The following is a 16,832-nucleotide window of genomic DNA, read 5'->3' as shown; positions in this document are numbered from 1 at the left end:
CGACTTTGCACCTGAACGACCGCTACCAACAGGAGCCGAACACCTACATCGCCTAGAGCATTTTCGAGCGAAACGGGCACCGGTGCGCGTGAAGAAAATGCGATAGAACAAAGGCCCAGAGCAATTCCACGATTTGGAGAATGGCGGACTTGCTCCAGTCGAAGCTGCGGCGGCAGCAAAAGCCGCCAATTGAGTGCTCCGTCGTAGCGAATTGACCTGGCGCGGGGTCGCGTGAAGCCGGTGGCCCGCGTGGTGACGACGCCGGCAAGAAGATCAAGCCGATGTGCCCCGGCCTGATCGAGAGCGGAATGGGGAAGGGCACGCTCGGACCGCGCCGCTCCTGCGGAAAACGCCTGGCCATGAGATCAGGCACCGTCCATGCCGAAACCGCACGGGAGATTCCTAGGCGACGCTGCTCGTCCGGACCTTGGCTCCGGCTCGCCCGGAGTGCTGCTCCGTCACGAGATGCTCGGCAAGCCGGTGAGCCAGCGCCATGATCGACAAGGTCAGATGCTTGTCCGGCAGATCGGGGATGACCCCGCCATCGCAGATATAGAGATTGTCGATGCCATGGCTTCTGAGATCGGCATCGACCACCCCATGCCGGGGATCGTCGGCCATGGCGGTCGTGCCGGCATAGTGGATGCCCGTCCCGCTATTGTCGCGGGTGGCATAGATCGACGTCGCGGATGCGCGCCGCAGCACACGCCGGCCCCAGGCGGCCATCGCGTCCATCATCAGATGGCTCGAGGCCGGTATCGTGAAATCGACCTCGACCTGGGGCACGCCATAGACATCAAGGCTGCGGCCACGCCTGACGCGGTTCGTCGGCGTCGCGTCGCCGCGGCAGAACAGCCCGAGCGTGACGTAGCTGTGGAACATCAACCGCGCGAGGCGCTCCTTCAGGAAAGACGGAAGCTGCCGCATGCCGGCGAGGTAATGCGGAACGTCCGGGATGCCGTGAATCGCATGGCCGATGAAGCGGAAGGACGAGCCATCCGGCAATCCGGCCTGCGACATCAGGATCAGGAGATCGCCATAGCCGATATCGTAGTCGCGCCGCTTGCCCCAGAGCCGGAGCAACGAGGTGGAGAGCACGACCTTGGGATTGTCCTGCAAGCCGGCTCCGACCCGATCCTGCCGGTTACACAGACCGGAGGGATCGGCCTCGTCGGCCGAGTTGAACAGGATGCGCGGCGTTTCCACCGCTCCCGCCGCCAGCACGACCGTCCTGGCCCGAAGCCGTCGCCGGCCTCCATCCCGCAGGTCGATATACTCGACCTCGGTGATGCGCGAGCCGTCGCCGTCGCGGATCAGGCGCACGACCTTTGCCCCGGTGCGCAACTCGTAGTTCGGCAGGCCGGCGATCTCCGGCAGAAGCCGCGTCGAGAATTTGTAGACCGCTCCCACCGGGCAGCCGGAGGTGCACATGCCGGTCGAGATGCAGGCGCGGGCGGTGCCGGCCTTGGTGTTGATCGCCTTGCGGTTCGGAATGGCGTGCGAGTCGGGCTCACCGAGCGATTTGACGGCGTTGACGATCAGGCGATCCGCCGGGCGCAGCGGCTTGGGGGGCAAATAGATCCCGTCCGGCAGCTCCGCGATCCCCTCGGCGGTGCCGCATACGGCGATCAGGCGCTCGACGGCGTCGTAATGCGGCGCCATGTCCCGATAGGAGACCGGCCAGGTCTCGAAGTCCTGGGCCGAGAACCTGACGCTGACGCCGTTCCAGAGGTTCTGCAGGCCATTGACGGCAAGAACCTGGAAATGCCGGAAGCCGCCTGGCGGCCGTGCGGTCGAGCCGACGTTGCCGTCGGCGAAAAGCGGATGGGTGAACAGGCTGTCATGCGGATCGCTCGGCCAGGCCGTGTCGGGGCCGATGCCGAAATCACGCCCGGCGCCGGGCGGCATAACAGTCCGGAACTGGTCCTCCGGCAGCATCTCGCCATGTTCCAGCGAGACGACACGCAGGCCGGCGCGGGCCAGTTTGTAGGCGAGGATGCCACCACCCGCGCCGGTGCCGACGACGGCGACGTCACAGAAATCAGACTCGGCCACGGATCTCTCCCAGGGGCCATTCACCGACGGAGCGCAGGAAATCCGGCGAAGCGAAGCGGATATGTTCGAGGAAGGCGAGGATAACCGCCTTCTCATTGCCGAGCCCGGCCAGGTCGAGCCGGCCGGTTCTCCTGAAGTCCGCGCGCCGCTCCACCGTGGCGAGCGCCTCGCCGACCTGCCGGTTGGCCAGCGCGATCCGGGTGATGTCGCCGAGAAGCGGAGCAATCGCCTTGCGATAGGGGCTCAGCCCGATGAAGGCGGAGACGAGCGCCTCGGCCTGGCCCTGATCATGCCCGCGCATCAGGTCGGTATGCTCGGATGCTCCGACGGGCTTTTCTGCTCGCGCCGCCGTCATGCCGTCACCAGGCGGTCGCCCGTGGCGCCCAGCCGCGAGAAGGGCTGGCCCGATTCCAGGTGTCGCTCGATCTCCTCGAGCGAGACGCCGCTCGTCTCGGGAACGAGCAGATGGGTGAAGACCACTCCGATCGCGCAGACCAGCGCGTAGATTGCGAAGACGCCGCCCAGGCCGAGACTGCCGACGAGCATCGGGAAGGAGAAGACGACGAGGAAGTTGAAGCCCCAGTTCGCGATGGTCGCGACGCTCATTCCCAGGCTGCGCACCTTGAGCGGGAAGATCTCCGACATCATCACCCAGGGCAGCGGGCCGACGCTCGCGGCGAAGGCGGCGATGTAGAGGACCAGGCCGATGATCGCCAGTGTGTCGAGCGCCTCCGACTCGGTCGCCGCCGCCACCGCGATCATGCCCAGGCTGAGCGCCGTACCGGCGAAGCCGAAGAAGAGCAGGCGGCGGCGTCCGATCTTGTCGATCAGATGCATGCCGACGAAGGTCATGGCGACATTGACGACGCCGATGCCCATCGTCGCCATGATCTGCGTCGAGGCCGAGCCGAAGCCGGCCTCCTTGAACACGGTCGGGGCGTAGTAGATGACGGCATTGATGCCGCTGAGCTGCTGCAGGAAGAACAGGCCCATGCCGACGATCAGGGCTGGCCGCACCGTCGGGCTGAGCAAATCCGCCCAGTTGCCCGGGCCGGCCGCATGCAGGGCGGTGGCGCGAATGCTCGCCAGCTCCGAGTCCACGGCCGGATCGGCCGCCGGCCGCTCCCGAATGCGCGCAATCATCTGGCGCGCCTCGTCCGTCCGCCCCTTCAGGGCGAGCCAACGCGGCGTATCGCCCATCCGATACATGCCGACCAGTAGCGCCAGCGCCGGCAGGACGCCCATCACGAACATCAGGCGCCAGGATTCCGCGAAGGCGAAATCGACCAGATAGGCGCCGAGAATGCCGAGGGTGATGGCGAGCTGGTAGATCGAGACGAGCAGGCCGCGCTTCTCGGCGGGGGCGCTCTCCGAGATATAGAGCGGTGCCACCATTGCTGCGATTCCGACCGCGACGCCCAGCACGAGCCGCGATGCCGTCAGCATCCACACTGCCGTCGCCATGCTGGAGAACAGCGCGCCGAGCGCGAACAGCACGGCGGCGGCAAGCAGGGGCGCACGCCGTCCATAGGTCTCGGTGGCGCGGCCGACCAGCAGGGCCCCGCCGAGCGCGCCGAGCGGCACCGCCGAGGTCATCAGCCCCTCGTCGAAGGCGCTGATCGTGAATTCGCTGCGCAGGAGATGCAGCGCGCCGGCGATGACGCCTTCGTCGAAACCGAACAGGAAACCGGCGATGCCGGCGATCGCGGCAATGTAGTAGATCATCATCCCCGCCTCGATTGGCTTGGTTGCACGCCGGTCAGGCCAGCAGGCGGCTGGCGACTTTGCGGAAGGCGGTGACGATATCGTCCTCGTCGGCCTCGCTCAGCGTCGAGCCGATGGCGAGCAGCGCGCCGCGCTCATGGTATTCGTCGCAGCGCGGCAGGGCGCCGATGTCATAGTCATAGCCGGCTGCGAACGCGTTCGCTGGATGCGACCAAGGAAAGCCGTCGCGGCTGTTGGAGCGGCGCTGCACCAGGCTGGGAATGTTGAAGTACCAGTGCATGCCCCATTCCCGCATGGTGATGCAGGCGAGGCTGCCCGGCGGGCCGGCAATGCCCTCGGCCCGCAGCGCATCGACGAAGCGTCGCGCCAGCTCGCCATCGGGCAGCAGCATCAGCAGGAACGGCCCGGTATCGCCAGCCGGATCGAGCACATGGCGGAATTCGATGCCGCGCAGATCGGCGAGCCTCTCGCGGATGCGCCATTTCGAGCCGCGCATCGCTGCCGTGATGCGCGGCAGCTTGCGCATTTGCGCCAGCGCCATCGCGCCGGCCAGCTCCGACATGCGCGCGCCCATGCCCCAGAGCTGACAGGCCTCGTCCGAAGCGTCGAGACGACCCTTGTCGTTGCGCGGATAGCCGAGATCATGCAGCGCGACCATACGCCGGAAGAGGGCCGGATCCTCGGCGACGATCAGGCCACCATCTCCCGACGTCATGTTCTTGTTGAGCTGGAAGCTGAAGATGCCGATGTCGCCGAACCGGCCGACGGCGCGGCCGTCGACGCTGGCTCCGGCCGCTTGCGCGCAGTCCTCGACCAGGCCGAGGCCGTGTTCACGACAGATCGCCGCGATCTCGGCGATGCGCCCCGGCACGCCGCTCATATGGACGCAGAGGACGGCGCGGCTATGCGGGCCGATCTTACGCTTCAGGTCTTCGGGATCGATGCAGAAGGTCGCGTCGATATCGACCAGCCGCGGGATCGCGCCGACGCGCACCACGGCGGACAGGCAGCTGACCCAGAGATAGCCCGGCACGAAGACCTCATCGCCCGGGCCGACGCCCAGCGCCGAAAGCGCGATCGTCAGCGCCGCCGTTCCCGACGACACGGCGAGCGCATGGCGATGGCCGAACGCCGCGCACCATTCCCGCTCGAAGGTTTCGACCATGTGCTGCGGATCGGGGCCGTAGAAGCGGAAAGGGCTGCGCGCCCGCACCACCCGATCGACCAGTTCGCGTTCCTCCTCGCCGATCCAATGCGCGCCCGGCAGCTCCCAGGGCAGCGGCTCGTTGCGGACAGGGGTACCGCCGTCGATGGCGAGGCGGTTGGCCCGCTCCTGGCCAATCCGGGATTGAGTTTCGGCCAGATCGGTCATGGACATCTCCTCCAGCGACAGCCAACCGGCCGCAAATCCAAACGCCTCGGCGGAGAAATGCAGTTGACCCCGCCCGACGCATTTATAGCATGCATTCGGATAGAAAATCTGGCCTCTATATTTGGAAAAAAATGGAAATGACTGGAAATTCTCGGAATGATGATAGTATAATTTCTGTTATCGGCATCTCGTTTATTGTTGGAATGGGCGGCCTCGTGTTCGGTTATGGCATCGCGGCGATAGCCGGCGTGCTCGATCTCATCAAATCCGAGTTCAAACTCTCCGAATTCGGCGAGCAGGCTATCGTCGGCGTCCTGGTTCTCGGCTGTTTCATCGGCGCGACGATGGCCGGGGCCGTCTCGGCGCGCTGGGGCCGGCGGCGCACGATCACGCTGGCGACCGTGCTGGGCGTGCTGGGCCATGCGCTCATCGTCGCCAGCCCGGGGATGACAGGGTTGCTGGTCGGACGCAGCGTCGTCGGCCTCTGCATCGGCCTGCTTTCCATGGTGGTTCCGATGTACGCGGCCGAAGCGACCCCCGCCCGCTATCGCGGCGCGGTGGTCTCGCTGTTTCAGCTGGCGATCACGCTCGGCATCCTCGCCGCCTATGGCGTCGCATTGTGCTTCGCCGCGGTCCTGCCCTGGCCGTTCCTGCTCGGCGCCGGCGTCCTCCCGGTCGGCCTGTGCCTGCTGGCGATCCAGATCCTGCCCGAAAGCCCGCGCTGGCTTGCGGCCAAAGGGGATCGGGATGGCGCTTTCGAAGCAGCGAAGGCGCTCGGGCTGGCGAATGAATGGCGCGAGAGATCGTCGGAGGCCGAAGCCGGGGTCTCGGCCGGGTCCGGCGAGATCCGTCGCGGCAGCACCATCGCGGTCCTGCTGTTCTGCAGCACGCTGTTCATTCTGCAGAATCTCAGCGGGATCGACGGAATCCTGTACTACGCGCCGCGCATCTTCCGCGAACTCGGCTTTTCCGAAGGCACTGCTGCGCTCGCGGCCACCTTCGGGCTGGGGCTCGTCAACGTTCTCGCGACGATCGCCGCGATGGCGCTGGTCGATCGCCTGGGGCGCCGGCCGCTCCTGATTCTGGGCTCGGTTGCGATGGCAGCCGGGCTCGCCGTCGTTGTCGGCGCCAGCCTGCTCGCCATGCCCTGGCTCGGCCTCGGAGGCCTTGCCCTCTTCATCGCGGCCTTCGCCTTCAGCCTGGGGCCATTGCCCTATGTGCTGATGTCGGAACTGTTTCCGACGCAGATCCGTGAATCCGGCATTGCGGCGGCCTCGGCCACCAGCTGGCTCTTCAATGCGCTGATCGCCTTCACCTTCCTGTCGCTCGTCGCGCTGGCCGGCCTGTCCGGCGCCATCGGGGTGTTTCTCGCGGTCTGCCTGATCGCCGTGCTGTTCTGCCTCGCCTACGTCCCGGAGACGCGGGGCGCGAGCCTGGAAGAGATCGAGGCGAATGTGCTCTCCGGGCGCCCCCTGCGCCGGCTCGGCAATTGAGCCTCAGCCGATGGCGAGACGGTCGATGTCCCGTTCGAGCGGGGCGAGGCTTCTCGGAGCCGCCTCGCAGATGCCGGACGCAGCGTCCGCGCCGAGGTAATCGAGGATGCCGGCGGCCAGCGCGGGCATCGGCCCGGTGGTACGGTAGCCCAGCGCGGCGAACTCCGCCGGCAACGCATCGGCGACGGCGTCGATATAGCCCATCCGCGCAGCCAGGCTTTCGGAGAGGCCGGGCGCACTGCGCAGAAGGAGAATGCGGCAGGCCGAGGCGCGGGCATCCGAGTCATGGATGGCGGCACCGGCGAGGATGCCGCCGACAAGGTTCGCCGGTGGCGTCGGCACATTCAGGGCAAGGAAGAACAGCCGCTGCGTATAGGAACAGGTGAGCGCGCTCTGGGCCGTGCGCCCGTCGCTGACCAGCGCTCCCCGCATTGCGACCTGGCGACCGAAGAGATTCTCGGTGTAGCGGATCTGCAGGTCGCCCTGGTCGTCAGCCGCGATGCTTGCCATCCCGACGATCAGCCGCCCTCGTTCCGTGCTCGCCCAAGCCGGCGAAAGCGCGAGATACTCGCCCTCCAGCCAGCCCTTGCCACGCTGTACCAGGCCCGGAGAGAGTTGCGCAGGCGCATGGGAGGGAGGCGCCGGAGGCAGGCCAGCTTCGACGCGGATGCCGTCAAGCGCGGTTTGCGGCAGGGCGAAATGCTTGCTGACGAGCGCCTGGAATTCCTCGAAGGAGGCATAAGCGAGGAACGGGGCGGTAAACGGCTTGCCCAGGACCCTGGCCCAGTCTTCGTAGACGCTGGAGGCGCGAGGCGTCGCCTTGCCGCTCAACCACTTATAGGCGTTCTGAGGGATGAAGAGCGTCAGAGGGTTGCACTGCGCGAAGCGTGCGCACAATTCCTTGTTGGTCGAGCAGCCCAGTGCCAGGGAGGTCAGCCGAAGTTTCGGCGCCAGATGGTTTCCGGCGTCCGGGGCCGCTGGAATGCAGATGTCGGCCAGCCCCTGACGGGGTGGGCCTCCGGGCTCGAAATACGACACAGGCTCGCGACGATCCGCGTCAAGAGCGTAAGATGGGACGCTCCGCACCGCTAGCGATCCACCGTCGAGCCAAGGCGGCCGCAGGCCTGCCTGGCCACCACGCTGCCATGCCCGGATGCGGCATGTCTCTTCGCCGCCGCGAACTCGGTTCCGGGCCGGCTCGAGGCAGCTGTCTCAGGTAGGGGCGACAGGCAATGTGCCAGGGTTTTCAAGAACATCGCGCCAGCTCCCGATGGTGCATGCGACACCATGATCGCAGGCCGCTTCCGCAGCGCTGCTCGCGATCGCCTTCTCGCGGATATTAGAAGCGGCCGGCCGCCGGGCAATAGCAGCAGCGTCTCAATACTGGTTCGGGCGTCTCAGGAATCGCACCCCGGCGTGGCCCTGTCAGATTGCCGGCGAAGGGTTCGGGCGAGACCCGCCGCGGCCTTGCTCGCGCCAGTCGCGCGGCGACAAGCCGAAGCGTGCCCTGAACTGCTTTGCGAACAGCGAAGCGTCCTCGAAGCCGCAGGCGAAGGCGACCGCCGCGATGTTGAGGCCGAGCGCCGCGGCGTTGCTGAGCCTCATCCTGGCCTGATCGAGCCTGATGTCGCGCAAGGCCTGCCGCACCGTTGCGCCATTGGCGAGGAACGCGCGGTAGAGGGTGGCGCGCGAGCAGCCGAGCTCGCTCGCGATCATCTCGGGATCGAGCTGGGGACGCTGGCAGTTCGCCTCGAGATATCGCAGCGCCGCGGCATAGAGCCCGCTGGCAGCCACCTCCGGCTCGGCGGCCCGCCCGCTGCTCAACCCCTCCAGCATCAGCATCGCCAGGGCGATCGTGCTGTCCAGCATCGCGGCCAGTTCCTTGCGCGGGAGCTTCGAGCCATGGTGATCGAGCAAGCTCATCTGGCTGCGCAGGAACGGCGCCAGCGGCGAGGCGTCGAGCGACAGCGACAGGCCCTTCACGCCGCCGGGCAGGCTCCGCAGCACCGCAGCCCGAGGCAGCAGCAGGTAGATCTCCTTGCTGCGGCTCCAGCTGTAATGCATCGGCCGGGTCGCATTGTAGATGGCCAGGGACCCTTCCGGCACCAGCAGCTGGCTTCCATCGGGCGCGTCGAGCCGTACCGCCCCTTCGACCATCAGATTGACCACCATGCACTCGCCCAGCCCGGCGCTCCGGGCGCGCGAGGTAAACTGGGTTCGGCGGCGGCTGCCCTGATGGGAGCCGAATGCGCCGCCGTCACCGCGCACGAAGCGGGACGAGCCCTCCAGCAATTCACCATCCTGCGGCGGCAGGAGATCGACAGCATGATAGGCGGCCGCCCTCCACGCGTCATATCGGATCGAAGGGTCGAACTCCTCGGCCGATACCTGCGTGAACTCGTAGGACGACGGGGCGGTCGCGCGGGTATCGGATGCCATCGAGGCCAATCGCGGTCATGACGCAGGACCGCTCGATTGTGGTTCCTCCGATGCCCCCGCGCAAGAGACGCCGAACGCTGGCCATGCTGCTTTCCGCGGCTTCTGGTGCTCCGCAAGGAGCGGCTGTTCACCGCGTCCAGACGGCCAGGCCTTCGGCGTTGAGATAGTCGATGGTGAACGAGGTCGCCTTGCCATCGACGAGCGTGAAGCGGACCGAAGAGCGTGAGCCGTAAGGGGCGTTCTCGCTGCGCGGGGAGATGGCGAAGCTGTTTGCATCCCAATGGCTCAGGGGCAAGGCAAACGCAGCCGGGCCGAGATGCAGAACGAGTCCGTCCTGGCTCTGCGAAATCCGGGCCGGCCCGAAATACGCGCTGTCATAAGTGCCGACATAGTCGCCCAGAGCGGCCGCGGGCACCGCGGAAGCAGGAGCCGTCTTACCCGCGAGATCGCCAGCGGGAGCGGACATCTGCAGCAGCCGCGGATTCATCACGGCATACCAATCGCGCGTCGGCGCCCCGAACTGGGCGGTTTCCATGAAACTGGTCGTGATCGCCTCGGCCGCTCCCACCGGCGCGCCATTGGTCAGCGCGACGATCGCAAGGTCGGCCGAGGGCAGAATCTGCACATTGGTGCCGCCCCCGGTCGCGAAGGCGCCGGAATGGCTCAGGCTCGGCCGCCCATTGGCATTGACGGAGACGTTGAAGCCGAAGCCGTAGAAGCCGGAGCGCGAGCCGACGCTATCGGCGGGGGCGCTGAAGGCCTGGGCACGCAGCGCGGGCAGCAGAGCCTCGGGCGCGATCAGCTGCCGCCCGTCATGGCGGCCATTCGCCAGCAGGAGCTTCAGCCACTGCGAGAGATCGACCACATTGGAGGACACGCCGCCAGCGGGCGATTGCGGGTCCGGATCGCGCCGGAAGCGCGCTTCGAAGCGTCCGTTCTCCAGGGAATGCAGCGTTGCCCGGTTATCGCGCGCCAGGAAGTCGGCATGACGCGAGCTGGTGGAGCTCATTCCCAGCGGCTCGTAAAGCGCCTGCCGGGATAGGTCCTCCCACGCGACCCCAGCCGCCGCGGCAACGGCCTCCGCCCCGATGGTGATGCCGAAATTGGCGTAGTTGTAGCTGATCCGAAACGGCGCGAGCGGGACGAGGCGCAGTCTTTCGAGGATTGTCTTCCGGTCGAAGCCCAGATCCTCGAGATCATCGCCCGCCGCATGAAGGAGGCCCGTGCGGTGCGCATAGAAGTCGCCCACCGTGGCGTTGGCCGTCACATAGGCGTCCTTGAGCCTGAATTCGGGCAGGTATTTCGTGACCTTGTCGTCCCATGTGATGCGGCCGGCCGTGACTTGCGTTGCCGCGACCGTGGCCGCGATCGGCTTCGACAGCGATGCGATCTGGAAGACCGTAGCGGTGTCTACCTTGGCCGGCTTGCCCAATTCCCGGACGCCGTAACCTCGCGCGAAGACCGTCCTGCCGCCATGCACGACGGCCACGGCAGCACCAGGCAAGCCGCTGCGCTTCAGGATATCCTCGATCGTCGCCGGCAATCCGGCCAAGGCCTTTTCGATACCGCCCGGTGCCAGCGTTACCACGTCTTCCGGCGGGCTCGCGCCAACGGTGACGGGCACGTTCTGTGCAGACGCAGGAGTCGCGAGAGCGAACGAGAAAAGCAGCGCGGCGGCAAAGCTCCGCCAGCTTCCGTCGGATGTCGAGGCGGGTTCTGCCATGGCGATTTCTCCAGGATGGCTCTCCGCGGCGCTGCTGGTGGGAGAGAGGGAGCACTTAGAATGACCCGGCACATCACCGACGGACCAACGAAGGAGTGGATGACATCGGGTGAGCGGCGGCAGAATCTCACCTTCATCATGGCGACGCGCACATCGCAAAGCTCCGGAAATCATTGGAAAAGAATCACTCGATTGAAAAATCCCCTCAGGAACATCTTCAGAACATGACACTCAGCTTGCGCCGCAAGGTTTACGACCGGTCTATGCGAGGCGCGGTATCGTTTGAAACTGGCCACTTCCGAGCCGGGCTGGAAAACGCGAGCCCGTTCCGACTCGTAGCCTCACCGCCGATCATGGCAGATTGCTCCATCCGAAAGGAGAGGACGTGAATCTGCGCCAGCTCAAATACTTCGTCCGCGTCGTCGAGGCCGCCAACATGACACGCGCGGCCGACGAGCTCAGGATTGCCCAGCCCGCGCTCGGCATGCAGATCAAGCAGCTGGAAGAGGGGCTTGGTGTCGCCCTCCTGACCCGCCATTCCCGCGGCGTTTCACCGACCGCGGCGGGCGAGAAGCTGTTCGAGCGGGCCGTGCAGATCCTCGATCTCGTCGAGCTGGCTCGGCGCGAAGTCACCGAGGACGCGCGTGAAGCTGTCCGTCTCGGCCTGACGCCCAGCCTCATGCAGATCATTGGGCCGGAGCTGCTGCTGGCGGTCTCCGAGCGCGCGCCGCAGCTCGCCCTCAGCCTGTCCGAGGAAATGAGCCATCTCCTCGTGGACAGCCTGCAGCGAGGTGAGCTCGACCTGATCCTGGCCTATGACGTCGCCGACCTGTCCGGCTTCTGGAAGCGGGCGCTCTACCAGGAGGATCTCGTGCTGGTGACGGTGGGAGGGGGCAACGACGCAGGCGCGATCGCATTCGCGGACGCGTTGAGCCATCCGCTGATCCTGCCGGAAGCGCGGGATGGCGTGCGCTCCCTCGTCGAGAGGACCGCCGCGGGGCAGGGCCTGCACATCGAAGTGGGCCACGAGATCCGCTCGATCTCGGGCATCAAGACCCTTGTCGCACGCGGGGCGGGAGCCGGCATCCTGCCCTATGGCACGGTGCTGGCGGAAGTCGCGGCCGGAACACTCCACGTTCAGCCTATCGTCTCCCCGGTCCTCAGGCGAACGCTCTTCCTCGCAGGCTCGCGCAAGGCAGGCCAGCTCGCATCACTGCCTGTGATCCGCGAGGCGGTCAGCTCGGCGATGACGACGCTTTCAGCGGCCATGCGGGGGCTGGGCCATCCGCTCGCGGTCACCGAGCCCTCTCGAAACGCTTAGCTCTGAGCTAAGCGCTTCGCATTGGATTTGCCCTGAGCAAGGGATGAAGCTCTCCTCGACGATGCAAGAGCGCACGTTTGTCGGGGTGGTCTCATGCGGCAAGGTTTGGAAGGTTCCGTTGGTGCCGGGCCGATGCAAGGATCGCCGGAGCTGGAGCGGACTGTCGCCGAGATCGTGGATGCCAGCCGCATCCTGGCGCATGAAGGGATCATTGACAGCTTCGGGCACGTCTCGGCCCGCCATCCGAATTCTCCCGGCCACTATCTGATGCCGCGCACGCGCGCAGCCGAACTGGTCGGCGCCGAAGATATCCTGATATTCGACCTGGACGACGCTCTCGTCTCGAAGTCCGAGGCGCGGATCTTCGCCGAGCGCAGCATACACGGAGCGATCTATCGCGCCCGGCCGGATGTGGTCGCCGTCTGCCATCACCACGCCCCGCAGATGATGCCGTTCTGCACGAGCGATGCCGAGCTTGTCCCGGTCTTTCATCTCGGCGCGACCATGGGCGCGACCGTGCCTCTCTGGGACAGCCAGGACGAGTTCGGGGACACGAACCTGATCGTCTCGACGCGGCAGCAGGGGGATTCCCTGGCGCGGACCCTCGGCGCCAACTGGACCGTGCTGATGCGGGGCCACGGGGCCACGGTGGCTGGGCGTTCGGTCCGTGAGCTGACATTCCGATCGATCTATGGGGCCCGCAACGCCGACGTGCAGCTGAAGGCAGCTCAGGTCGGGACGCTGCGTCGGTTGACAGCGGCCGAGGCGGTGGCCGCCTCCGATTTCAACCTGACGCCCTTCGCCATGGACCGTGCCTGGGAGCAATGGACCCGGCGCGTTCGGGGCGCAGACGAGCCGTAAGCTTCATTCATAAAAAGCAGGAGGGAGGTCATCATGTCCGTGTCGCAGTCACGCCGCGCCTTTCTGGCGCTCGCCGGCGCAGGTCTGGCGATGCCCGCCTTCGCCCAGGGCTCCGGCACCTATCCGGCCAGGCCAATCCAGCTCGTCGTCCCCTATCCGGCCGGCGGAGCCGTCGACCTGGCTGCCCGTTTGGTGGCCGAGAGGATGCGGGTGGATTTTGGCCAGACTGTCGTTGTCGAGAACAGGCCCGGGGCCAACGGCATGGTCGGCGCAGTGGCGGTCGCCCGCGCGCAACCCGACGGGTACACGCTCTTGATGGCCCCTCGCGAGGTCTTCGGCATCAACCCGATCCTGATGCCGCAGCAGGCGCTCGATGGAAAGCGTGATTTCGCCTATGTCGGGGTCGTTGCCGAAGGCCCCTATGTGCTCGTCGTCAATCCCGGGCTTGGCGTGAACAGCTTTGCGGATTTCGCGAAGCTCGCCAAGCAGCGCGAGCTGACCTATGCGAGCTTCGGCAAGGGCAGCATGGCACACCTCAACATCGAGGCGCTGGCACGCAAGCTCGGCGTCAGGATGGTTCACGTCCCTTATCGTGGAGCCCCGCCGGCCGTCACCGCGGTTGCGACGGGCGAGGTGGCCTTGACCATCGCCACGCCGCCTGCGGCGCTGTCGCTGATGCAGGACGGCAAGATCAAGGCGCTGGCGGTGGGGGACCAGCGCCGGCTCACGCAGCTGAGCGACGTTCCGACCATGACCGAGCTCGGGGTGGCGGAGGATCCCCTGATCCCGAACTTCTTTGGTCTTGCGGCGCCGAACGGGACACCGCCGGCTGTCGTCGAGCGCTTGAACGAGGCGATGGCCAAGGCGATCAAATCGCCGGAAATCGCAACGAAGCTGGAAGCCAGCGGCCTCGTCGCCGCTCCGGGCTCGCCCGCGGCCATGGCGAGCCTCGTCAACGGGGATATCGAGCGGTTCGGTCGGCTGATCCGTGAACTCGACATCAAAATCGTGGAATGAGCGATGTCGCGGGCGTCGTGCTTGTCAGTCTTGTTGCGCATTGCCGGGAGCGCCACGTTCACCTGGCGCGCTTCCATGCAGACGACATCAAAGCCAGTCTCAGTCAGGCCGTAAGTCAGGGGTCGGGTTAGAGCAATCTCGCAATTCTCCGAATCGCGAAATTGCTCTACGCCTTTGTTTTATCGCATTTTCTTCACGCGAACCGGTGTCCGCTTCGCTCGAAAATGCTCTAGCGTGCCCGCCTCAGGGCCGGCTCGGTGGGTCGGCCCGCCGAACTCCTGCAGACAGCGGACCAGGCCGGGACCTCGGATGGGATCGCGCGCTCAAGCCGCGCCTGACCGTTTTGATCGATGACAGATACCGCCACCGACCGCAGCGACTCATCCAGCGCAGCGCAGGACAGTTGACTCGCGGCATCGGCAGGATAACGTTCCAAAACGTTTTGGAGACCGGTTTTGAGCTCTCTCAAGGCCCTTGCGCAGCGTCTGGGGCTCTCGATCACCACGGTGTCGCGGGCTCTCGACGACTATCCCGACGTTGCCCAGTCGACGCGCGAGCGCGTCCGGCATGCGGCGCGCGAAGCCAATTATCGCCCGCATAGCGCCGCCCGCCGCCTGCGCAAGGGGGCGGGCGAGACGGTGGCCTTCGTCATGCCGGCGCAGCCCGGGCATTTCCACGAGCCGGTCTTCGCGGAGTTGCTGGCGGCGATCGGGGAAAAGCTCGCGGCCGAGCACCACGACCTCATCCTGCTCGCGGCCCGCCCCGGCCTCGAGGAGATGGCGACCTATCGCCGGCTGGTCGAGAGCGGCCGGGCTGATGCCTTCATCATCGCCCGCACGCGCCGCCATGACGAGCGCGTCGCCTATCTCGAGGCGAAGGGCGTCCCCTTCATCTGCCATGGCCGAACCGAGACGAAGCGGCCCTACGCCTTCGTCGACGGTGACGGTGAGGCCGGCTTCAAGGCACTGACGACGCGGCTGATCGGGCTCGGCCATCGCCGGATCGCGCATCTGTCGGCCCCGTCCTATCTCACCTTCGCGACGCTACGCGCTGCCGGCTGGCGGCAGGCGATGACGGAAGGCGGCCTCGACGAGGCGGCACGGCAGCTCCTCGTCGAGGGCGAGCCGACCGAAGCGGACGGCCACCGCCTCGCCGCTGAACTGCTGGCCGGCCCACAGCCACCGACCGCGCTGCTCTGCGCCACCGACCGGATGGCCCTCGGAGCGATGCAGGCCGTGGTCGAGGCCGGCCTCGCCATCGGCCCGGATATCGCGGTCACCGGCCATGACAACATTCCCGCCGCTTCCTATGCGCGGCCGGGCTTGACCACGATGGAACTGCCGCCGGCCGAGGTCGGCATGCGGCTCGCCGCGATGGTGCTCGCCCGGATGGGCGGAGGCGATCCGCGCGAGCTCTCGACCGTGCTTAGCCTGCGCCAGATCCCGCGAGGGTCGAGCGGCGAAGCCTGAGTTTCCAAAGCTGGACTGAAGCGGTCGGCAAGGCCGCACGAAAACGACTGCAGAGGGAGGGTATGATGAAAGCCATTCTTGCGAGCGCCGGCGCGCTCCTGCTCACCGCGAGCTTCGCCACCGCCCAGGACGTCAACTTCCTGTCGACGCAGCTACGCCCGGTCGAGGAAGCGCAGAAGGTCCGCCAGGTCCTGCTCAAGGGCGTGCCCGGCAAGGTTTCCTATCTGGTCGAGGAGCCCCCGCAATTCGACGTGCGCATGAAGGCCGAAGGCAAGGCCGGCAAGCGTACGATCAGCCTCGCCGGAGCGCTGCACGGCGAATTGCAGCCGCTCGTCACCTCCGGCGATATCGAGCCGATCGACGACATCGCCGCCAGGCTCGCTGATCGCGGCATTCCGCAAGGGCTGATGGAGCTCGGCAAGCTCGGTACCGGCAAGCAGGTCTACATTCCCTGGATGCAGGCGACCTACATCATGGTCGCGCGCAAGGAGGCGCTCGCCTCGCTGCCGGCCGGTGCCGACGTCAACGCACTGACCTATGACCAGCTCGAAGCCTGGGGCAAGGCACTGACCGAGAAGACCGGCAAGCGCCTGATCGGCTTCCCAGCCGGACCGAAAGGGCTGATGCCGCGGTTCTACCAGGGCTATCTCTACCCCTCCTTCACCGGCGGGGTGGTGACGCCGTTCCGCTCGGCCGAAGCCGAGGCGATGTGGGGCAAGTTCAAGAGCCTCTGGCAATACGTCAATCCGAACTCGACCAGCTACGACTTCATGCAGGAGCCGCTGATGGCCGGCGAGGTCTGGGTCGCGTTCGACCATGTCGCCCGCGTCAAGGACGCGCTGGTGCAGGAGCCGGACAAATACGTGACCTTCCCGGCGCCGGCCGGTCCGAAGGGGCGGGGCTACATGCCGGTCATCGCCGGCCTCGCCATCCCGAAGGGCGCGCCCGACCGGGCGGGAGCCGCTGCGGTGATCGAGCATCTGACCAAGCCCGAGACGCAGGTGAAGACCGCGGCCGAGGTCGGCTTCTTCCCGGTGGTGAAGGCCGATCTGCCGGCCGATCTCTCGCCGGGCATCAAGCTGATCGCGGAGGGCGTCGCCAAGACGCAAGGGGCGAAGGATGCGTTGCCGGCGCTGCTGCCGATCGGGCTCGGCGACAAGGGCGGCGAGTTCAACAAGGTCTTCTCCGACAGCTTCCAGCGCATCGTGCTGCGCGGCGAGAATCCGCGCGCGGTGCTCGATGCGCAGGCTGTGGTGCTCAAGGGTCTGATGGAGGGAACCAAGGCGCCGTGCTGGGCGCCGGACAAGGCGAGCGAAGGCGCCTGCCCGGTGAACTGAGCCGAACCGTTCCTCCCCAC

13 protein-coding genes are annotated in these 16,832 nt (G+C 66.6%); 6 read left to right on the top strand and 7 right to left on the bottom strand.

The genetic code is table 11. The features are described 5' to 3' along the window. Window positions 1-402 precede the first annotated feature (402 nt). From VGV58_RS20750 to VGV58_RS20735, 4 genes are read right to left on the bottom strand one after another with little or no spacing between them, the layout of a single operon-like run. The gene (locus VGV58_RS20750) at window positions 403-2,055 is read right to left on the bottom strand and encodes a GMC family oxidoreductase (RefSeq protein WP_326875917.1); all 1,653 of its coding nucleotides are present in this window, start codon (window positions 2,053-2,055) and stop codon (window positions 403-405) included. Then, complete coding sequence (locus VGV58_RS20745; protein WP_326875916.1) at window positions 2,042-2,356, bottom strand: hypothetical protein; 315 nt, start codon at window positions 2,354-2,356, stop codon at window positions 2,042-2,044. The genes VGV58_RS20750 and VGV58_RS20745 overlap by 14 nt, the downstream gene beginning before the upstream one ends. A 50-nt stretch (window positions 2,357-2,406) precedes the next feature. Beyond that, the gene (locus tag VGV58_RS20740; RefSeq protein ID WP_326875915.1) at window positions 2,407-3,783 is read right to left on the bottom strand and encodes a sugar porter family MFS transporter; all 1,377 of its coding nucleotides are present in this window, start codon (window positions 3,781-3,783) and stop codon (window positions 2,407-2,409) included. Between the two features lie 31 nt (window positions 3,784-3,814). Then, window positions 3,815-5,152 carry a DegT/DnrJ/EryC1/StrS family aminotransferase gene (locus tag VGV58_RS20735; protein ID WP_326875914.1) on the bottom strand — a complete coding sequence of 446 codons (1,338 nt, stop codon included), beginning with the start codon at window positions 5,150-5,152 and terminating at the stop codon, window positions 3,815-3,817. Window positions 5,153-5,241: 89 nt separating this feature from the next. Between VGV58_RS20735 and VGV58_RS20730 the strand changes: the two genes are divergently transcribed. Continuing rightward, complete coding sequence (locus VGV58_RS20730) at window positions 5,242-6,645, top strand: sugar porter family MFS transporter (protein WP_414644032.1); 1,404 nt, start codon at window positions 5,242-5,244, stop codon at window positions 6,643-6,645. 3 nt (window positions 6,646-6,648) lie between these two features. Here the strand turns inward: VGV58_RS20730 and VGV58_RS20725 are convergent, their stop codons facing one another. The 3 genes from VGV58_RS20725 to VGV58_RS20715 form a co-directional block, all read right to left on the bottom strand. Then, window positions 6,649-7,731: a hypothetical protein gene (locus tag VGV58_RS20725; protein WP_326875912.1), complete on the bottom strand. Its 1,083-nt coding sequence runs from the start codon at window positions 7,729-7,731 to the stop codon at window positions 6,649-6,651. A 339-nt stretch (window positions 7,732-8,070) separates the two neighbouring features. Next, entirely contained in the window at window positions 8,071-9,084 is a 1,014-nt protein-coding gene (locus VGV58_RS20720; protein WP_326875911.1) for a helix-turn-helix domain-containing protein, read from the bottom strand. Between the two features lie 127 nt (window positions 9,085-9,211). Then, complete coding sequence (locus tag VGV58_RS20715) at window positions 9,212-10,981, bottom strand: serine hydrolase (protein ID WP_326875910.1); 1,770 nt, start codon at window positions 10,979-10,981, stop codon at window positions 9,212-9,214. A 211-nt stretch (window positions 10,982-11,192) separates the two neighbouring features. Here VGV58_RS20715 and VGV58_RS20710 point away from each other — a divergent pair, with 211 nt between their 5' ends. The 5 genes from VGV58_RS20710 (at window position 11,193) to VGV58_RS20690 (ending at window position 16,812) form a co-directional block, all read left to right on the top strand. Further along, the gene (locus tag VGV58_RS20710) at window positions 11,193-12,128 is read left to right on the top strand and encodes a LysR family transcriptional regulator (protein WP_326875909.1); all 936 of its coding nucleotides are present in this window, start codon (window positions 11,193-11,195) and stop codon (window positions 12,126-12,128) included. Window positions 12,129-12,221: 93 nt separating this feature from the next. Beyond that, entirely contained in the window at window positions 12,222-12,989 is a 768-nt protein-coding gene (locus VGV58_RS20705) for a class II aldolase/adducin family protein (protein WP_326875908.1), read from the top strand. Window positions 12,990-13,022: 33 nt separating this feature from the next. Continuing rightward, window positions 13,023-14,006 (top strand): Bug family tripartite tricarboxylate transporter substrate binding protein, encoded by a 984-nt coding sequence (locus tag VGV58_RS20700; RefSeq protein WP_326875907.1) that lies wholly within the window; start codon window positions 13,023-13,025, stop codon window positions 14,004-14,006. A 455-nt stretch (window positions 14,007-14,461) separates the two neighbouring features. Beyond that, on the top strand, window positions 14,462-15,475 hold the full coding sequence (locus VGV58_RS20695) for a substrate-binding domain-containing protein (protein WP_326875906.1): 1,014 nt from the start codon (window positions 14,462-14,464) through the stop codon (window positions 15,473-15,475). A gap of 65 nt (window positions 15,476-15,540) precedes the next feature. Beyond that, window positions 15,541-16,812, top strand: a complete 1,272-nt coding sequence (locus tag VGV58_RS20690; protein WP_326875905.1) for an extracellular solute-binding protein — start codon at window positions 15,541-15,543, stop codon at window positions 16,810-16,812. Window positions 16,813-16,832 lie beyond the last annotated feature (20 nt).

Source organism: Allobosea sp., from assembly GCF_035944895.1.
Classification (GTDB): domain Bacteria; phylum Pseudomonadota; class Alphaproteobacteria; order Rhizobiales; family Beijerinckiaceae; genus Allobosea.
This window is presented reverse-complemented; position numbering and strand designations above follow the sequence as displayed.